This window comes from Bacillus sp. AFS077874, from assembly GCF_002566505.1.
GTDB lineage: Bacteria > Bacillota > Bacilli > Bacillales > Bacillaceae_G > Gottfriedia.
On the sequence record NZ_NUYF01000012.1, the window covers coordinates 506,687 to 525,230 of the forward strand.

17 protein-coding genes and 2 pseudogenes are annotated in these 18,544 nt (G+C 33.8%); 18 read left to right on the forward strand and 1 reads right to left on the reverse strand.

Annotated elements, in window-relative coordinates; genetic code table 11:
- The first annotated feature begins 159 nt into the window (after window positions 1-159).
- The 14 genes and pseudogenes from rimP to dpaB all read left to right on the forward strand — a co-directional run.
- A complete protein-coding gene (rimP, locus tag COJ46_RS15085; RefSeq protein WP_097975469.1) occupies window positions 160-633 on the forward strand; it encodes a ribosome maturation factor RimP in 474 nt (157 codons plus the stop codon).
- Between the two features lie 16 nt (window positions 634-649).
- Window positions 650-1,774 carry a transcription termination factor NusA gene (gene nusA, locus COJ46_RS15090; RefSeq protein WP_098566024.1) on the forward strand — a complete coding sequence of 375 codons (1,125 nt, stop codon included), beginning with the start codon at window positions 650-652 and terminating at the stop codon, window positions 1,772-1,774.
- An 8-nt stretch (window positions 1,775-1,782) separates the two neighbouring features.
- Entirely contained in the window at window positions 1,783-2,052 is a 270-nt protein-coding gene (gene rnpM / locus COJ46_RS15095; protein WP_056470825.1) for an RNase P modulator RnpM, read from the forward strand.
- Entirely contained in the window at window positions 2,049-2,348 is a 300-nt protein-coding gene (locus COJ46_RS15100; RefSeq protein WP_097975467.1) for a YlxQ family RNA-binding protein, read from the forward strand. The genes rnpM and COJ46_RS15100 overlap by 4 nt, the downstream gene beginning before the upstream one ends.
- Window positions 2,349-2,371: 23 nt before the next feature.
- A complete protein-coding gene (gene infB / locus COJ46_RS15105) occupies window positions 2,372-4,552 on the forward strand; it encodes a translation initiation factor IF-2 (RefSeq protein WP_098566025.1) in 2,181 nt (726 codons plus the stop codon).
- 414 nt (window positions 4,553-4,966) lie between these two features.
- Window positions 4,967-5,314, forward strand: a complete 348-nt coding sequence (gene rbfA / locus COJ46_RS15110) for a 30S ribosome-binding factor RbfA (RefSeq protein ID WP_025568543.1) — start codon at window positions 4,967-4,969, stop codon at window positions 5,312-5,314.
- A 72-nt stretch (window positions 5,315-5,386) separates the two neighbouring features.
- Complete coding sequence (gene truB, locus COJ46_RS15115; RefSeq protein ID WP_097975463.1) at window positions 5,387-6,298, forward strand: tRNA pseudouridine(55) synthase TruB; 912 nt, start codon at window positions 5,387-5,389, stop codon at window positions 6,296-6,298.
- 72 nt (window positions 6,299-6,370) lie between these two features.
- The gene (gene ribF, locus COJ46_RS15120) at window positions 6,371-7,312 is read left to right on the forward strand and encodes a bifunctional riboflavin kinase/FAD synthetase (protein ID WP_098566026.1); all 942 of its coding nucleotides are present in this window, start codon (window positions 6,371-6,373) and stop codon (window positions 7,310-7,312) included.
- Window positions 7,313-7,451: 139 nt separating this feature from the next.
- The gene (rpsO, locus tag COJ46_RS15125) at window positions 7,452-7,721 is read left to right on the forward strand and encodes a 30S ribosomal protein S15 (RefSeq protein ID WP_025568545.1); all 270 of its coding nucleotides are present in this window, start codon (window positions 7,452-7,454) and stop codon (window positions 7,719-7,721) included.
- 231 nt (window positions 7,722-7,952) lie between these two features.
- Window positions 7,953-10,067, forward strand: a complete 2,115-nt coding sequence (pnp, locus tag COJ46_RS15130) for a polyribonucleotide nucleotidyltransferase (RefSeq protein ID WP_098566027.1) — start codon at window positions 7,953-7,955, stop codon at window positions 10,065-10,067.
- Between the two features lie 355 nt (window positions 10,068-10,422).
- Window positions 10,423-11,403: a polysaccharide deacetylase family protein gene (locus tag COJ46_RS15135; RefSeq protein ID WP_098566028.1), complete on the forward strand. Its 981-nt coding sequence runs from the start codon at window positions 10,423-10,425 to the stop codon at window positions 11,401-11,403.
- A gap of 101 nt (window positions 11,404-11,504) precedes the next feature.
- On the forward strand, window positions 11,505-12,746 hold the full coding sequence (locus tag COJ46_RS15140) for a M16 family metallopeptidase (protein WP_098566029.1): 1,242 nt from the start codon (window positions 11,505-11,507) through the stop codon (window positions 12,744-12,746).
- A gap of 234 nt (window positions 12,747-12,980) precedes the next feature.
- Window positions 12,981-13,883: a dipicolinic acid synthetase subunit A gene (gene dpaA / locus COJ46_RS15145; RefSeq protein ID WP_097975454.1), complete on the forward strand. Its 903-nt coding sequence runs from the start codon at window positions 12,981-12,983 to the stop codon at window positions 13,881-13,883.
- A pseudogene (gene dpaB, locus COJ46_RS15150) lies at window positions 13,880-14,305 on the forward strand (dipicolinate synthase subunit B); the annotation flags it as partial. The gene dpaA and the pseudogene dpaB, both read left to right, overlap by 4 nt.
- Before the next feature lie 35 nt (window positions 14,306-14,340).
- On the opposite strand, the gene COJ46_RS15155 reads toward dpaB, so the two are convergent.
- A complete protein-coding gene (locus COJ46_RS15155; protein WP_097975452.1) occupies window positions 14,341-15,837 on the reverse strand; it encodes a recombinase family protein in 1,497 nt (498 codons plus the stop codon).
- Between the two features lie 121 nt (window positions 15,838-15,958).
- On the opposite strand from COJ46_RS15155, the gene COJ46_RS24525 reads away from it, so the two are divergent.
- From COJ46_RS24525 to asd, 4 genes and pseudogenes are all read left to right on the forward strand, one after another.
- On the forward strand, window positions 15,959-16,135 hold the full coding sequence (locus COJ46_RS24525) for a hypothetical protein (protein WP_176522506.1): 177 nt from the start codon (window positions 15,959-15,961) through the stop codon (window positions 16,133-16,135).
- Between the two features lie 304 nt (window positions 16,136-16,439).
- The gene (locus tag COJ46_RS15160; RefSeq protein WP_098566030.1) at window positions 16,440-16,973 is read left to right on the forward strand and encodes a hypothetical protein; all 534 of its coding nucleotides are present in this window, start codon (window positions 16,440-16,442) and stop codon (window positions 16,971-16,973) included.
- Window positions 16,974-17,119: 146 nt separating this feature from the next.
- Window positions 17,120-17,302 (forward strand): annotated as a pseudogene (gene spoVFB, locus COJ46_RS15165) (dipicolinate synthase subunit B); the annotation flags it as partial.
- A 182-nt stretch (window positions 17,303-17,484) separates the two neighbouring features.
- Window positions 17,485-18,528 carry an aspartate-semialdehyde dehydrogenase gene (gene asd / locus COJ46_RS15170; protein WP_097975448.1) on the forward strand — a complete coding sequence of 348 codons (1,044 nt, stop codon included), beginning with the start codon at window positions 17,485-17,487 and terminating at the stop codon, window positions 18,526-18,528.
- Window positions 18,529-18,544: the final 16 nt, after the last annotated feature.

Here is an 18,544-nt window from a genome sequence, read left to right on the forward strand (position 1 = left end):
GCTCTTTCTTATTACCCTTATGACCCAATTCATCTCTTACGTAGTGTGCAACTTGAATTTTAAGTTACAATAATTGCGTAAATTGGAAATACTAAAGATAATTTCCCTGCTAAATAGCAGGGAATTTTCATCTTGTAATGTTTGGAAGGAGGATACTTCTTGAGTAAGAAGGTCACAGAGGTTGTATCAGAATTAGCACAACCAATAATTGAACAACTAGGATTAGAGTTAGTTGATGTAGAATACGTAAAAGAAGGAAAAGACTGGTTCCTTCGAGTATTTATAGATAGTGAGTCTGGAATTGATTTGGAGCAATGTGCTGCAGTAAGTGAAAGACTAAGTGAAGTCTTAGATGAAAAAGATCCAATTGAAAACCTATATTTTTTAGATGTTTCGTCACCAGGTGCTGAGCGTCCTTTAAAGAAAGAACAAGATTTTATAAAAGCAATTGGAAAACAAGTTTTCATTAAAACTTACGAACCAATCCTTGACGAAAAGAAATTTGAAGGGAAATTAATTTCCTATACGTCAGAGGAAGTTCAGTTAGAATTAACAATTAAAACAAGAAAAAAAATGATTACAATTCCAACACCAAAAATCGCAAGTGCAAGACTTGCTGTTACGTTTTTTTAAGTAGGGGGTACTTTTAATGAGTTCGGAGTTATTAACAGCATTAGAAATAATTGAAAGAGAAAAAGGAATTAGTAAAGATGTAGTAATTGAAGCAATTGAAGCAGCTTTAATTTCAGCATATAAACGTAATTTCAATCAAGCACAAAATGTTCGAGTTGATTTTAACCTACATAACGGTTCAATTCGTGTTTTTGCAAGAAAAGAAATTGTAAGCAATGTGTTTGATACACGTTTAGAAATTACAGTTGAAGAAGCACAACAACATAATCCAAACTTTATGGTAGGCGATATCATTGAATTAGAAGTAACACCTAAAGACTTTGGACGAGTTGCTGCAACTACTGCTAAACAAGTCGTAACACAAAGAGTACGTGAAGCAGAACGCGGTGTAATTTATTCAGAGTATATTGACCGCCAAGAAGATATGATGACAGGTACAGTTCAACGTATCGATTCACGCGCTATTTATGTTAACTTAGGAAAAATTGAAGCAGTTCTTCCTGTAACAGAACAAATTCCAACTGAGAAATACAGAATCCATGATCGCATTAAAGTATTTGTTACAAAAGTAGAAAAAACTTCAAAAGGTCCACAGATTTTTGTATCACGTACTCACCCTGGATTATTAAAGCGTTTATTTGAAACAGAAGTACCTGAAATTTATGATGGTGTTGTAGAAATTCGTTCAGTTGCACGTGAAGCAGGTGACCGTTCTAAGATTTCAGTATATACAAGCAACCCTGATTTAGATCCAGTAGGTGCATGTGTAGGTCAAAAAGGTCAACGTGTACAATCAATTGTTAATGAATTAAAAGGTGAAAAAATTGATATTGTACGTTGGTCTTCAGATCCAGTTGAATTTGTTGCAAATGCATTAAGTCCATCTCAAGTTATTAGAGTTTTAGTAAATGAAGAAGAAAAAGCAACTACTGTAGTAGTACCAGATCACCAATTATCTCTTGCAATTGGAAAAAGAGGTCAAAATGCTAGATTAGCTGCGCGTTTAACAGGTTGGAAAATTGATATTAAATCACAGTCTGATGCAGATAAAATTGGTATTGACTATACATCACCAGCGCAAGAAGTAACAGTATCTAATGATGATTTCGATGCTTACGCTGACAACTTTAATGAGGAGTGAGTAAACTCATGAATCGAAAAATTCCTTTACGTAAGTGTGTTGTCACACAAGAAATGAAACCAAAAAAAGAATTAATTAGAATTGTTCGTTCTAAAGAAGGAGAAGTTTCCATTGATCCAAGTGGAAAAAAATCGGGTCGTGGAGCTTACTTAACTAAATCTGTTGAAGTTGTAAAACAAGCGCAGCAAAAAAACACTTTAGAACAGCAATTAAACGCTAAAATTGATGCTAGTTTATATGAAGAACTTTTAGCGTATATTGAAAAGGAAAAAGCATGACAAACAAAGGATTGTCTTTATTAGGACTTGCAGCTAGAGCTCGTAAAGTGGTTTCAGGCGAAGAGTTAGTTGTAAAAGAAGTCCAACAAAAAAGAGCAAAACTAGTTATTTTGTCAAAGGATGCTTCTGAGTTAACTGCGAAGAAAATAAAAGACAAAACAACTTTTTACAATACTCCACTTTGTTATGTTGAAAATCGCTTTGAATTAGGGCACGCTATTGGGAAAGACGCTCGAGTGGTCGTTGCAATTACTGATCAAGGATTTGCAACAAAACTTCAGACATTATTAAATTAATGGACTAATCTGGGGGTGAACGTATGACGAAAATTAGAATTTATGAGTATGCTAAAAAGCAAAATGTTTCAAGTAAGGAAATTATTGAAAGACTCAAGGATTTAAAAATCGAAGTAAAGAATCATATGGCCACAATTGCAGAGGATATTGTTGAAAAATTAAATAAGAGTTTTCAACCAAAGTCTGTAGAGATAAAACAACCCCAAAAAGCTGTGTCAAAATCTTCTTTTAAGGTAATTCCTGCATTTAATGTAGAAGCTAGTGAAGAACTTGATTGCGATGTAGACTATCAATTAGAAGATACGAAAGAAAAATCAAAAAAGAACAGTAATAAAAAGAAAAAGACTGACAGCCAAAAGCAAAGCAGTCAAAATGAAGATCGACAAACGACAGGGATAAAGAAAGGCAATCAAAATATGAATCATAAAAATAACTCAACCGAGAACACCTCAAATAAAATAATCTTCTCAGGTTCATTAAAAGTATCTGAGCTTGCAAAAAAATTAGGTAAAGAACCATCAGAATTAATTAAAAAATTATTTATGTTAGGCATTATGGCGACAATCAACCAAGACCTTGATAAAGACACGATCGAATTATTAGCAAGTGACTACGGAGTTGAAGTTGAAGAGGAAGTTATTGTTGATGAAAATGACTTCGAAAGCTTTATTGATGAAGCTGACGATGAAGCTAATCTACAAGAACGTCCACCAGTTGTAACGATTATGGGTCACGTTGACCACGGTAAAACAACTTTACTTGACTATATTCGTAAATCAAAGGTAACTGCTGGAGAAGCAGGTGGAATTACACAACATATCGGTGCTTACCAAGTAGAAATCGAAGGAAAGAAAATTACGTTCTTAGATACGCCTGGTCACGCCGCATTTACTACAATGCGTGCACGTGGAGCACAAGTTACTGATATTACAATTATCGTTGTAGCAGCTGATGACGGTGTTATGCCTCAAACAGTAGAAGCGATCAATCACGCAAAAGCAGCAGAAGTACCTATTATTATAGCTGTGAATAAGATGGATAAAGAATCTGCAAACCCAGATCGTGTTATGCAGGAATTAACTGAACACGGTATTGTATCAGAAGCATGGGGTGGAGACACAATCTTTGTTCCTATTTCAGCATTAAACGGTAACGGTGTTGATCAGTTACTTGAAATGATTCTTTTAGTTAGTGAAGTAGAAGAATATAAAGCTAACCCTACACGTAAAGCACTAGGTACTGTAATTGAAGCTGAATTAGATAAAGGTAAAGGTGCAGTTGCAACTTTATTAGTTCAAAATGGTACATTAAAAGTTGGAGATCCAATTGTAGTTGGTACTTCATTTGGCCGTGTACGTGCGATGGTAAATGACTTAGGTCGTCGAATTAAAGAGGCTGGTCCATCAATGCCAGTTGAAATTACTGGTTTAAATGAAGTTCCTCAAGCAGGTGACCGTTTTATGGTATTTGCTGACGAGAAACGTGCGCGTCAAGTTGGTGAAGCACGTGCTTCACAAGCAGTTCTGCAACAACGTAGTGAAAGCTCAAAATTATCTCTTGAAGATTTATTTGCTCAAATTCAAGAAGGTAACGTAAAAGAAATCAATCTAATTGTTAAAGCAGACGTTCAAGGTTCTGTTGAGGCGATGGCTGCTTCATTACAAAAAATTGAAGTAGAAGGCGTAAAAGTTAAAATCATCCACACAGGCGCTGGTGCAATTACTGAATCAGATGTAATTTTAGCTTCTGCATCTAATGCAATTATTATTGGTTTCAACGTACGTCCTGATGTAAATGCAAAACGTACTGCAGATTTAGAAAATGTAGATATTCGATTACACCGTATTATTTACAAAGCAATTGAAGAAATTGAAGCTGCGATGAAAGGTATGTTAGACCCTGAGTTTGAAGAAAAAGTAATCGGTCAAGCAGAAGTTCGTCAAGTATTCAAAGTATCAAAAGTTGGTACAATTGCTGGATGTTATGTAACTGATGGAAAAATCACTCGTGACAGCGGTGTTCGTTTAATTCGTGACGGTATTGTTGTATTCGAAGGTCAATTAGACACATTAAAACGTTTCAAAGATGACGTTAAAGAAGTAGCGACAAACTACGAATGTGGTATCACGATCGAGAAATACAATGATATTAAAGAAGGCGACGTAATCGAAGCTTACGTAATGGAAGAAATTAAACGTAAATAATAACGAAAAGTGGAAGGCGTTTGCTAAAGCCCCGACAAGCATAAGAACAATAGCAGAAAAGGTTGGTTTTTAACCTTTACTGCTATTGGGCTTATGACCTCGAGGGGCTAACGCCTGGAACTAGACACGACGAAAAGTGGAAGGCGTTTGCTAAAGCCCCGACAAGCATAAGACAAGGACCAGATAAGGTTGGTTTTTAACCTAAACTGGTCATTGGCTTATGACCTCAAGGGACGACTCGCTGGAACTAGACATCATAAAATCTTCTTCTAGAAGATGATTTAAAACTGGAAATAAATAATGGACTTATCACAAATGAATAAGTTCAGCATAATAAATAATTATTTATACAATTAGTTAAACTAATTGTATGAAAGCACGAATTGTTTTGCTTTGTAAGATTGAGGTGAAAGTATGAAAGTAAGAGCACATCGTGTTGGGGAACAAATGAAGAAAGAACTTGGTGAGATTATTGGTAGAAAAATTAAAGATCCAAGAATCGGCTTCGTAACAGTTACTGATGTTCAAGTAACTGGTGACCTTCAACAAGCTAAAGTCTATATTTCAGTATTAGGTGACGACGAACAACGTCAAAATACATTAATTGGATTAGCGAAAGCAAAAGGATTTATTCGTTCTGAAATTGGTCAACGTATTCGTTTACGTAAGACACCAGAATTAATTTTTGAATTTGATGAATCAGTCGATTATGGTAATCGAATTGAGACATTGCTAACTCAAATTAATAAAGAGAATAACTGATAATGAATGGATAGGCGAGAGATTCGTCTATCCATTTTTCATCATGCTAAAAAATAAACGATAGGTGATAAGATGAATGGTGTAATTGCACTAAATAAACCAGCGGGTCTTACCTCTCATGATTGCGTCTTTAAAATAAGAAAGATTTTAAAGACAAAAAAAGTCGGTCATACAGGAACCCTAGATCCAGAAGTAACGGGCGTCTTGCCGATCTGTGTAGGTGAAGCTACAAAGCTAATACCATATTTAACCGATGATCGGAAAAAATATATTGGTGAAATTACTTTAGGATTTTCTACAACAACTGAGGATGCTCATGGTGAAATTATTGAGCAAAAGAAGGTTGATCGAGCTATTACTCGTGAAGAAATTTTAAATGTACTAAATCAATTAACTGGAGAAATTAGTCAAACTCCTCCTATGTACTCTGCTGTTAAAGTAAATGGCAAAAAGCTATATGAATACGCGAGGGCTGGAATCGAAGTAGAACGTCCAACTAGAACGGTTACAATATTTGAAATCATTTTACTTGATAATCGAGAAGTATTCGAAGGAGATACAATTTCTTTTAAATTTGAAGTTTTTTGTAGTAAAGGTACATATATTAGAACTTTAGCTGTTCAAATTGGTGAGCTTTTAGGATTCCCTGCTCATATGTCTTATTTAACTAGAACAAAAGCAGGTGCATTTACGATTGATGATTGTGTTACATTTGCTGAATTAGAAGAAAATGCTAATGATTTTACTTTAGATCGTGTAATGTTATCGATGGAGCAAGCTCTTAATGAGTATCCACGTCTAACTGTGACAGCTGAAGAAGAAGTAAGAGTATTTAATGGTGGATTTTTTCCGAATACGATGAACTGTAAAGAAGGGGAATATATTGCAGTCTACAACGAAAATAATCGAATTATTGCAATGTACACTCCAAACCCTAAAAATAATAATGTAATTAAACCGACAAGAGTATTTCATAACCAATAGAAAAAACTATATAAATTTTATTCATTGTTCTATAATGGGAAAAGAGACTTGATTATAGAAAAGGTGATAAATATGACAAAAATAATAAAAATCACCCATCCTCATTCAATAAAAAAAGAAGATTGTAAAGAAACGGTCTTAGCACTTGGCTTTTTTGATGGAGTACATAAAGGTCATCAACAAGTCATAAAAGCTGCTAAAGAAATTGCGGATGAAAAAGGATTATTATTATCAGTGATGACATTCAATCCACATCCATCTGCAATTCTTGGAAATCGTGATGATGCGATTTCTTATTTAACACCTTTGGAGCTAAAAGTGAAGTGGATGGAGAAACTTTGTGTAGACCAATTATTTGTTGTTGAATTTTCAGAGGAATTTGCGGCACTACTACCACAAGAATTTGTTGATCAATACATTATTGCTTTAAATGCAAAACATGTTGTTGCTGGATTTGATTTTTCATTTGGAAAATATGGTAAAGGGAATATGGAATCATTACCATTTCATTCTAGAGGTGAATTTACTCAATCAACAGTTTCAAAATTCGTTTTAGACGATGAGAAAGTAAGTTCAACACGAATTAGAGAAGCGATAAAAGCTGGTGAAATGGAAGAAGCTACCCACTTACTTGGCAGACAGTATCAAATTAAAGGGATCGTTGTAGATGGTGACAAACGTGGCCGAACAATTGGATTTCCAACAGCTAATATTTCTGTTTCCATTCCGTATGCATTACCATCAGTAGGTGTTTATGCTGTAAAATGTATTGTTAACGGTGAAATATATGAAGGTATGTGTAATATCGGATACAAACCAACTTTCTATCATGAGTTCCAAAAACAAACAATTGAAGTAAATATTTTTGAATTTAATGAAGATATATACGGAAAAGAAGTTGAAATTTTTTGGTATGCTAGAATTCGTGATGAAAAGAAGTTTAATGGTATAAATGAGTTAATCGATCAGTTACAAAAAGATCGTGAAACAGTAAAAAGTTATTTTCGCAAATAACTAATTTAGAATACTTGCTTTTATAATTAAAACAATGTAATATTATTAAAGTACTTGAAAAACCGTTGCTTGGCAAATCGATTCACCGACGACTGCTAGGTGATAGGTGTTCAACAATATTATTATGAGGTGAAAAAACATGGCATTAACTCAAGAACGTAAAAACGAAATTATCAGCACTTACAAAACTCATGCGAACGATACTGGTTCTCCAGAAGTTCAAATTGCAGTTTTAACTGAAAACATTAACTCTTTAAATGGGCACTTACGTACTCACAAAAAAGATCACCACTCTCGTCGTGGTTTATTAAAAATGGTTGGTAAGCGTCGTAACTTACTTAACTACTTACGTAACAAAGACATTACTCGTTACCGTGAATTAATTAACAAATTAGGTTTACGTCGTTAATTCGAGTATTAATTTGATACTTTAAGAAAAAGCGGGATTCTTCCCGCTTTTTCTTATACATATCGATTTAAAATTACTGATCAATTGAATTTTAAATTTATAAATATTTATTCTCTTTTTCTCGTTAGTTGATTTCTTTACTAAACATAGGAGATAATAGAGAATATACGATTTTTTTACATAATTAGTTTAGACTTTGAATTGTAAATTAGAGAGGGGTATTTATACCATATGGAACAACAAAAGCACGTTTTTTCCACGGAGCTTGCAGGTAAAACTCTTACTGTTGAAGTAGGACAATTAGCAAAGCAAGCAAATGGAGCAGTTTTAGTAAGATACGAAGATACAGTCGTATTAGCAACAGCAACTGCATCAAAGGAACCTAAAAAAGTTAGCTTTTTCCCATTAACAGTAAACTACGAAGAGCGTTTATATGCAGTAGGTAAAATTCCTGGTGGATTTATTAAACGTGAAGGTAGACCGAGTGAAAAAGCAATATTAGCGAGTCGACTAATTGACCGCCCAATTCGACCATTATTTGCAGATGGATTCCGTAATGAAGTACAAGTAATCAGCATGGTAATGAGTGTTGATCAAGATTGTTCATCAGAAATGGCTGCTATGTTTGGTAGTTCACTAGCGCTATGCGTATCTGACATTCCTTTTAACGGACCTATTGCTGGAGTTGTAGTTGGTCGTATTAATGGCGAATTTATTATTAATCCAACAGTTGAGCAAGCTGAAAACAGTGACATTCATTTAACAGTTGCTGGAACGAAAGATGCAATTAACATGGTTGAAGCTGGAGCTAATGAAGTGCCAGAAGAAGTTATGCTTGAAGCAATTATGTTTGGTCATGAAGAAATTAAAAAATTAATTGCTTTCCAAGAAGAAATTGTAGCTCAAATTGGAAAAGAAAAAATGGAAATTCAACTTCATGAACTTGATGTTGAATTAGAAAAACAAATTCGTGAAATTTGTGAAACAGAACTAAATGCAGCAATTCAAGTTCATGAAAAACATGCTCGTGAAGCTGCGATCAATGAAGTAAAAGAACGTGTTGTTCTTCAGTTTGAAGAAAATGAAGCAGACGATGAGACTATTGGACAAGTTAAAGAAATTCTTTCAATGCTAGTAAAAGAAGAAGTCCGCCGTTTAATCACGGTTGAAAAAGTTCGTCCTGATGGAAGAAAATTAGATGAAATCCGTCCATTATCATCACAGGTTGGTTTACTACCTCGTACACATGGTTCTGGTTTATTCACTCGTGGACAAACTCAAGCATTAAGCATTTGTACATTAGGTGCACTAGGTGATGTGCAAATTCTTGATGGATTAGGCATTGAAGAATCAAAACGTTTTATGCATCATTATAATTTCCCACAATTCAGTGTTGGTGAAACAGGACCTATTCGTGGACCAGGTCGCCGTGAAATTGGACATGGAGCATTAGGCGAAAGAGCACTTGAGCCAAGTATTCCAGATCAAAAGGATTTCCCATACACAATCCGCCTTGTATCAGAAGTACTTGAATCAAATGGTTCTACTTCACAAGCAAGTATTTGTGCAAGTACTTTAGCAATGATGGATGCTGGTGTACCAATCAAAGCACCAGTTGCTGGTATTGCAATGGGATTAATTAAATCTGGTGAACATTATTCTGTTCTTACAGACATTCAAGGTATGGAAGATCATTTAGGAGATATGGACTTTAAAGTAGCAGGAACAGCTAAAGGTGTAACTGCACTTCAAATGGACATTAAAATAGACGGTTTATCAGAACAAATTTTAAAAGAAGCATTAGAACAAGCAAAAATTGGTCGTATTCAAATTCTTGATTCGATGCTTGCTACAATAAGTGAACCAAGAACAGCTTTATCTGAGTTTGCTCCAAAAATCTTAATGATGACAATTAACCCAGATAAAATTAAAGATGTTATTGGACCAGGTGGAAAACAAATCAATAAAATTATTGAAGAAACTGGCGTAAAAATTGACATCGAACAAGATGGAACTGTATTTATTTCATCTGTGGACCAACCTATGAATGAACGTGCAAAACAAATTATCGAAGACCTTGTTCGAGAAGTAGAAGTTGGTCAATTATACATGGGTAAAGTAAAACGAATTGAAAAATTCGGCGCATTCGTAGAAATCTTTGCAGGTAAAGATGGATTAGTCCATATTTCTGAACTTGCAGAAGAACGCATTGCAAAAGTTGAAGACGTAGTTTCACTTGGAGACGAAATCCTAGTAAAAGTAACTGAAATCGACAAACAAGGACGAGTAAACTTATCTCGCAAAGCTGTATTAAAAGAACAAAAAGAAAAAGCTGAGCAAAACTAGAAAAGCGGAAGGCGTTCGCTCTGCCCCGACAAGTTGACCTCGAGGGGCAGACGCCTGGAGCTAGACATCATGAAATGCGGAAGGTGTTCGCCTTCCTAACAAATAAAAACAACAGGCACATAGAATGAGCCTGTTGTTTTTTTATCTTTTTACTTCCACATTCCTTCTTAATCCTCTCTTTTTAATTTTCCAGAATTTCATGTGTGCCTAAAATTTTTTTGGTTACAATAAGAAAAGTAGAACTAGAAATTACCAGATAAATTAGTTATTGCTAATTTAGTCGTACATAAGTAGAAAGCTTGTTCTATTTTATTAAAAAATATCATATTCCTTCTAGTAGGAGGGCGTTTAGGAAATGAGTAGAAGTCGATTTAAAGTCTTAGCATTCGTTATGGCATTATTTCTAGCAATTTTAGCAGTTAGAAATCAATATACGAATCAATACGTGAGGAACTTAACTTCAAAATCGTCATTTGTAACAGCAAAAACAAATGGGTTATTGGATGAAATCAAAACAAAAGCGCCAACTTTCGAGATAGCTCCAAAAGATGCCTATGTGGACTCGGTTTGGAAAGCAATACCCGGCTATAACGGTTTAACAGTCGATGTTAATGCGTCATATAAGAAAATGAAGGCAAAAGGTAAGTTTGATGAGAATAAACTAGTATTTAAAGAAGTTTCTCCAAAAGTTCATTTAAAGGATTTACCACCATCACCAGTGTATAAAGGGAATCCTGAAAAACCAATGGTAGCATTTACAATCAATGTTGCATGGGGAAATGAATATATTCCGGAAATGTTAGAAGTATTAAAGAAGCACAATGCAAACGCAACTTTCTTTCTTGAGGGTAGATGGGTAAAAAATAATCCAACTGTCGCTCAACTTATCACTGCTGCAGATCAAGAAGTTGGGAACCATTCTTATACACATCCCGATATGGCAAGATTAGGTAGTCAGCAAATAAGAAATGAAATAACTCAAACAAATTCAGTCATACTAGCTACAACTGATGAAAAAGTTGTATGGTTTGCTCCTCCAAGCGGTAGTTATCGTGACGAGGTAGTTAAAATCGCTTCAAGTTTAGGCTTAAAAACAATTATGTGGACAGCAGATACGATTGATTGGCAGAAACCGCCAAGAGAAGTCATTATTAATCGTGTTATGAAAAAAGTAGACAATGGTACAATCGTTCTTATGCATCCAACGAAACCGACAGCTGAGGCACTTGATGAACTAATCACAAAAATAGAGGCATCAGGTCGGAAAGTTGTAAATATTTCAACTTTATTAGATGAAAAACGGTACGATACAATTAAAAAAGTTGAAAACAAATGACAATTACTTTCAGCTTTGTTAAGATGATTGTAAAATATAGTTAAATTTTTCAATCTTATTACAAAAGTGTAAATAGATGGTGTATACATAGGAGGCATTACATGATTGTACGACATACTTGTAAAAATGGAGTTAGAGTAGTAATTGAAAATATTTCAACTGTCCGTTCAGTTGCACTTGGAGTCTGGATTAAAACAGGTTCAAGCAATGAAACGTCAGAACTGAATGGTGTTTCACATTTTCTTGAGCATATGTTCTTTAAAGGTACTAAAACACGCAATGCGAAAGAAATCGCTGAAAGTTTCGATTCAATTGGTGGACAAGTAAATGCATTTACTTCAAAAGAATATACTTGTTATTACGCTAAAGTGTTAGATACTCATGCGGATTACGCGTTAGAAGTGTTAGGAGATATGTTTTTTAATTCAACTTTTGATGAAGGTGAATTAGAAAAAGAAAAAAATGTAGTACTTGAAGAAATCAAAATGTATGATGATACACCAGATGATTTAGTTCATGATTTATTAGGTAAAGTTATGTACGAAACGCATCCATTAGGTTATCCAATTTTAGGTACAGAAGAAACTTTAAAAACTTTTAATGGCGATACTTTACGTCAGTACATGAAGGATTTTTACACTCCGGATCAAGTAGTTATTTCAATTGCAGGTAATATCGATGAATCCTTTATTAAACGTGTTGAAGATTTATTTGGAAATTATGAGGGGAAAAAGAAAGATATAAACTTTGGAATCCCAACAATCCATTATGGACAAATTGCTCGCAAAAAAGAAACAGAGCAAGCACATCTTTGTGTTGGCTATAGAGGTCTTGAACTTGGACATAGCGATTTATATCCATTAATTGCCTTAAATAATATACTTGGTGGTAGTATGAGTAGTCGTTTATTCCAAGATGTTCGTGAGCAAAAAGGACTTGCATATTCAGTTTTCTCATATCACTCTGCATACCATGATAGCGGTACAGTTGCAATTTATGCAGGTACTGGAAAAAGCCAACTAAATCAATTATTTGAAACAATCCAAGAAACTTTAAAAGTATTAAATGCAGATGGAATAACAGAAAAAGAATTAAATAATTGTAAAGAGCAATTAAAAGGTAATTTAATGTTAGGATTAGAAAGTACAAATAGCAGAATGAGCCGAAATGGTAAAAATGAATTAATGCTAGGCAATCACCGTACTTTAGATGAAGTAATTCAACTAATAGATGATGTAACAATTGATAAAGTAAATGATATTGCGAAGTTTGTATTTACTGACGACTATGCAGTTTCATTAGTAAGTCCTGATGGAGTAATTCCAACAAATATTAAACATTAAGTTGATCAATTAGGGGGTCCCTTATAGGGCCCTCTTTTTTATTTTTCAAATAACCGAGAATAGAAATGCTCAGATTTAAACAGTTTTTCATTACTGCTCCTTAATTTTAGAAAGAATCTTCACCAATGCAATGGAAGATTCATAAGATATTTAGGAGAAAGATGTTAGGCGGTAGTCCTGCTTACAGAGATTAATTTCCATTTACCATAGTGAAGTAAAGAAGGTGAATGCTGCATGTTAACTGGCTTGCATATTGCTGTTATTGGTGGGGACGCCAGACAGCTGGAAGTTATTCGGAAGTTAACAGAGTTAGACGCAAAGGTAACATTAATAGGCTTTGAACAATTAGATAGTGGATTTACCAGTGCATCAAAAGAATTAATGGCAGATGCAAATTTTGAAGATTTAGATGCAATCCTTCTACCTGTACCAGGTACGAATATTGAAGGAGTTGTCGATACAATTTTTTCAAATGAGAAAGTTGTGCTGACAAAAGAAATTTTAGACAGTACTCCTTCGCATTGTACGATTTACTCTGGAATAAGTAACTCTTACTTAGATAGTATAGTTACGGCTTCAAATCGAAAGTTAGTAAAATTATTTGAACGAGACGATGTAGCTATTTATAATAGTATTCCAACTGTTGAAGGTACGATCATGATGGTTATTCAACATACGGAATATACAATTCATAATTCGAAAGTAGCCGTGTTAGGTTTAGGTCGTACAGGAATGAGTGTCGCAAGGACTTTTCATAATTTGGGTGCAAAAGTAAAAGTAGGGGCTCGTAAATCAGAACATATTGCTAGAATTGTTGAAATGGGCTTAGAAGCTTTTGAATTTAAGAATATTGAAGAGGCCTTAAAGGATGTAGATGTTGTAATTAATACTGTTCCAGTTCAAATCGTGACAGCAAGTGTCATTTCAAAATTACAACCTCATTCATTAATCATTGATTTAGCTTCTAAACCTGGAGGAACAGATTTTCGTTATGCTGAAAAAAGAGGTATTAAGGCATTACTAGCACCAGGTTTACCAGGAATCGTTGCTCCTAAAACAGCAGGGCAAATAATTGGAAACGTACTAACACAGCTATTAAAGGTAGATTTAGATAAAAGGAAGGAGCAACAAAAATGACGTTGAAAGGTAAGAAAATTGGATTTGGTATTACAGGATCACATTGTACTTATGAAGAGGTAGTACCACAAATTCAAAAGTTAGTCGATGATGGAGCTGACGTATACCCTGTTGTTACATTTACTGTAAAAAGCACAACAACTCGATTTGGTGTAGGAGAAGACTGGATCGAAAAAATAGAAGAAATTACAGGGCGTAAAACAGTTGATTCAATTGTAGGAGCAGAACCATTTGGTCCAAAAGTACAATTAGATTGTATGGTAATTGCACCGTTAACAGGAAATTCAATGAGTAAGTTTGCTAATGCTCAAACTGATAGCCCCGTATTAATGGCGGCAAAGGCTACATTAAGAAATGGAAAACCTGTTGTTTTAGGTATTTCCACAAACGATGCTTTAGGTTTAAATGGAACTAATTTAATGTGACTTAGATGGTAATACCAAATCAGTTAACAAGGTCACCTAGGGAGCTTTGGGTAAAGTATAAGTGTAAAATCATCTAGTTTTTGATGTGGCTCTTTTTGATACTCAACTTTAAATAAAACGGATTTAAGGAGACGATTTTTAAGTTCTATATCAGTTGTTTTGTAATATAAATCTAACACTTTTTCAAAGGTTGGGATAAATTGTTCGTTTAGCAACTCTCTATTGTGATATTTAGCTAGTTCATCCAAAATTAACGTCTTACTATTTGAAAGTTCTTTTAGTCGATTAGAGACGATTTCAGAACGTTCATTGTAAATCGATTCATCATAAACACCACGTTCTAGTAAATTAAATAAATTATTTTTTTGTTTTACTACTTCATCTAATTCATTTTCAATTTGTTTAAGAGCCTGTTTTTTTAAATTAATTACTTCAAAATCTTCCTCGTCGGGTTGATTCGTAAAACTTATTTTGTATTCTTTTAACCAAATTTCTAACCCTTGTAAGAGTTTTTCTTCAATTAAATGAGTATAGGAAGAGCGAGTATTACAACGGTTATTTGTACACACAATTTGTCGAGGCTTACCCTTTGGATAACGCTGCTGTAATTTTGATCCACATTTACTACAAAACATTATTCCAGCTAGCTGATTACTTAATTTACTATTATAAGGAGCATGGTATCGGCTATTTAAAATATCTTGAGCTGAGTTGTATATATCAAGGTCAATGATTGCTTCATGTTTTCCATCAACAATTAACCAGTCAGATTTTGGTTTTCTTATACCTTTACTTGATTTTTTATTCCAAGTCACCTTCCCGATATAAATTGGATTTTTTATCATCTCCAAAATGGAATGGTAACTCCACTTTTTTCCAGTATAGGAAAGGATATTCATTTGATTTAAACGGTTGGCAATTTCATTTGCACCGATCAAATCCTTCGTATACCATTCAAAAATACTTTTTACTACCTTTGCCTGATTGCTATTAATACGTAAAGAGCGGAATTCCTTCGTTTCATAAATCTCATATCCATAAGGTGCAAAGGTTCCTAAATAATTTCCTCTTTGGACAGATAATACTCGACCTCGTTGAAGTCTACGTGTAATTATTTTTAATTCTTTTCGCGCCATAAATGCCTCAAATTCACTGTATTCTTCATCAAACTCATCATGAAGGTCATAGGTCTTTCTCGGTGTGATTATTTTAGTTCTAGATGATTTAAACGTTTCTAAAATAATACCCTGCTCCTTCATATTACCGCGTCCAAGACGGTCCATATCCATTACTAAAACGCCATCATATTTAAATTCTTCAACTTCTTGTAAAAGTTTTAACATTTCTGGCCGATAAACAAGCGATTCACCAGATGCAATTTCCTGTCGGATACAAATGATATTTAAATTCTGATCCTTAGCGAATTTTAAAAGCTGCTCCTTATGCTTTGATAAGGTCTCACCTTCACCTCTAGCTTCTGCATCTAAATCTGCTCGACTTTTACGCAAGTACAATGCAACTCGTTCCATTTAATCACCTCATAGACTATATATATGTCTAATTAAGGAATTAATTAATTTTTGAATCGATCGACAACAAAAGGTTGGTTAGTCCGTCATAAAACTAAACATACAATGAATTATGGGGGTGGTGATACTGAGTAAACAAACAGAATTTACTGCAACCTATCAATTTGGAAAAACAAAAGTGAATATAATTGCGCCAAATGATGTGACAGAAGAAAATAGAAAGAAAATTATTGAAGAAATCCATACGATTGGCCGGAAGATTGTTAAAGAAAAATTGTATAAGAAAGATGATCAGTAGGATGAACTTTAGTAAGCACCTAAAAAAGGGGTGCTTTTTTTTATTTGTTATCTTGGTCAAAGCAGAATTAGCTATTTTTCCAAAGTCTATATTGCTTGAGAAACAATATTTTAGTACTTATACAACGGTAAAAAACTAAATATGCAATCAATTTAACTGCAGATATAATAGTGACCATGATCAAGATGATTCATGTATTTCAGAAAAATTCTGAGACAGATTACTCAAAAATCTGTCATTTTTTTTACATAACGATCGTAATTATAGTGATAGTGATTCTAAATTTTCATCATAGAGAGGAATGTTGGTTATTATCGAATATCATTTAAAAAAACAATTTATTTCAAAGGAAAAATTGATCGAACGTAAACTTGCTGAACATTTAATATTAAATGTAAGAATAAAAGATGTCATAGAACTAGCTTATAATAACTGGGCCTTAGATTATGCTAAAGGTGTAGTTGCTTTTAATCTTACAAATGGTGAATTAATAGGTTATTCACTTAAAGGTGCAAATAATAGAACTAGAAACGACCATGAGATTATTATTTTTGAACTAGATGCAAATGTTGACGTGGAAGATGTTACTGTTTTAATGGGGAATATTGGTGTTCGAGCTGTACGGACATTTTTTGAAATCGAAGATGAAACTTTTTCAAACAATATAGTATTTTGGACTGAAACCTATTTACGGTTTCATAATTTGACGATTAAATCAATTAGAGATCGGTTTTTAAAGGTACTATTTACGGATTATAAACAAACATTTTATAATACTTGTCTTAAAAAACAACTTGATTCTGTTTACGCTAAATATATCGTACATTACAATCATTAGGGTGAGATCTTAAAAATTATTTTACTAAGCTTAATTTTTTGTTTCAATCCCCTTTTAAATCCTTTAATCGGCTCCTTTTAAAGTCAATTTTTTACTGTCCCAAACCAATGATATTCCTTTTAGATCGGTATTATCCTCTAAGTCATAATTTAATGCGTTTAATGAGTACAAAAAATATCTATTTTATTCCCTTTGGTCAAGATGATCCAATTAAAAAACCGAATTCATTAGTGGCAAGAATGGATTCATTGCTTGATACAGTGAAATCTTCTATTGAAGGAAAACAACTTCAACCTGTTTTAGTTGAAAAATATCGCGATCTCCAATAAAAATTTTAGAAAAAATAGGACTGAATTATTTTTTCTATGTTAGAATGAAGAAAATTGAGTATGTGTCATTGGATACATACTCGTTACTATGAAATCAATTATTCAAGCGAAAACCTTTGAATATAAACTTCATTTGACGTAAACTATTTAATAAAAGTGAAAACAGGGATGGTGCAAAAAAAGTGGGGAATAAACAAAGTTATGTAGTAGCTGTAGTAGGTGCAACTGGAGCAGTTGGACAACAAATGATTGCAACATTAGAGAAAAGAAATTTTCCAGTAAAAGAAATTAAATATTTATCTTCAAAACGTTCTGCAGGAACAAAATTAACATATAAAGGTGAAGAAGTAATCGTACAAGAAGCTACACCTGAAGCTTTTGAAGGTGTTGATATTGCTTTATTTAGTGCGGGTGGCTCAGTATCAAAAGATCTAGCTCCTGAAGCAGTTAAAAGAGGGGCAGTAGTAGTAGATAACACTAGTGCATTTAGAATGGCTGAAGATGTGCCTTTAGTTGTACCTGAAGTAAATGACAAAGATTTATTTAATCATAAAGGTATTATTGCAAATCCTAACTGTTCAACAATCCAAATGGTTGTTGCCCTAGAACCAATTCGTCAAACAATTGGTTTAAATAAAGTAGTAGTTTCAACTTACCAAGCCGTTTCTGGTGCTGGAGTTACAGCAATTGAAGCATTAAAGGAACAAGCGCAAGCATTCTTAAATGGTGAAGAAGCGACTCCATCAGTATTACCAGTAAAAAGTGGTGAGAAACATTATCAAATTGCTTTTAACGCAATTCCACAAATCGATGTATTTACTGAGAATGGATATACTTATGAAGAAATGAAAATGATTAATGAAACGAAAAAAATCATGCATTTACCTGAATTACAAATTAGCGCAACTTGTGTAAGGCTTCCTGTAATTTCTGGTCACTCAGAGTCTGTTTATATTGAAGTTGATAAGGAAGTTTCGGTAGCTGAACTTAAATCACTTTTAAGTGATGCACCTGGAATCGTTTTACAAGATGATCCAGAACAACAACTATATCCAATGCCATTTTACAGTATTGGAAGTAATGAAGTATTTGTAGGACGTATCCGTAAAGACCTAGATAATCCATTTGGATTCCATTTATGGATCGTTTCAGATAATCTATTAAAAGGTGCTGCTTGGAATTCAGTGCAAATTGCTGAAAGATTAATTGAGTTAAGCATCATTTAGTGAAAACGGCTAGAGA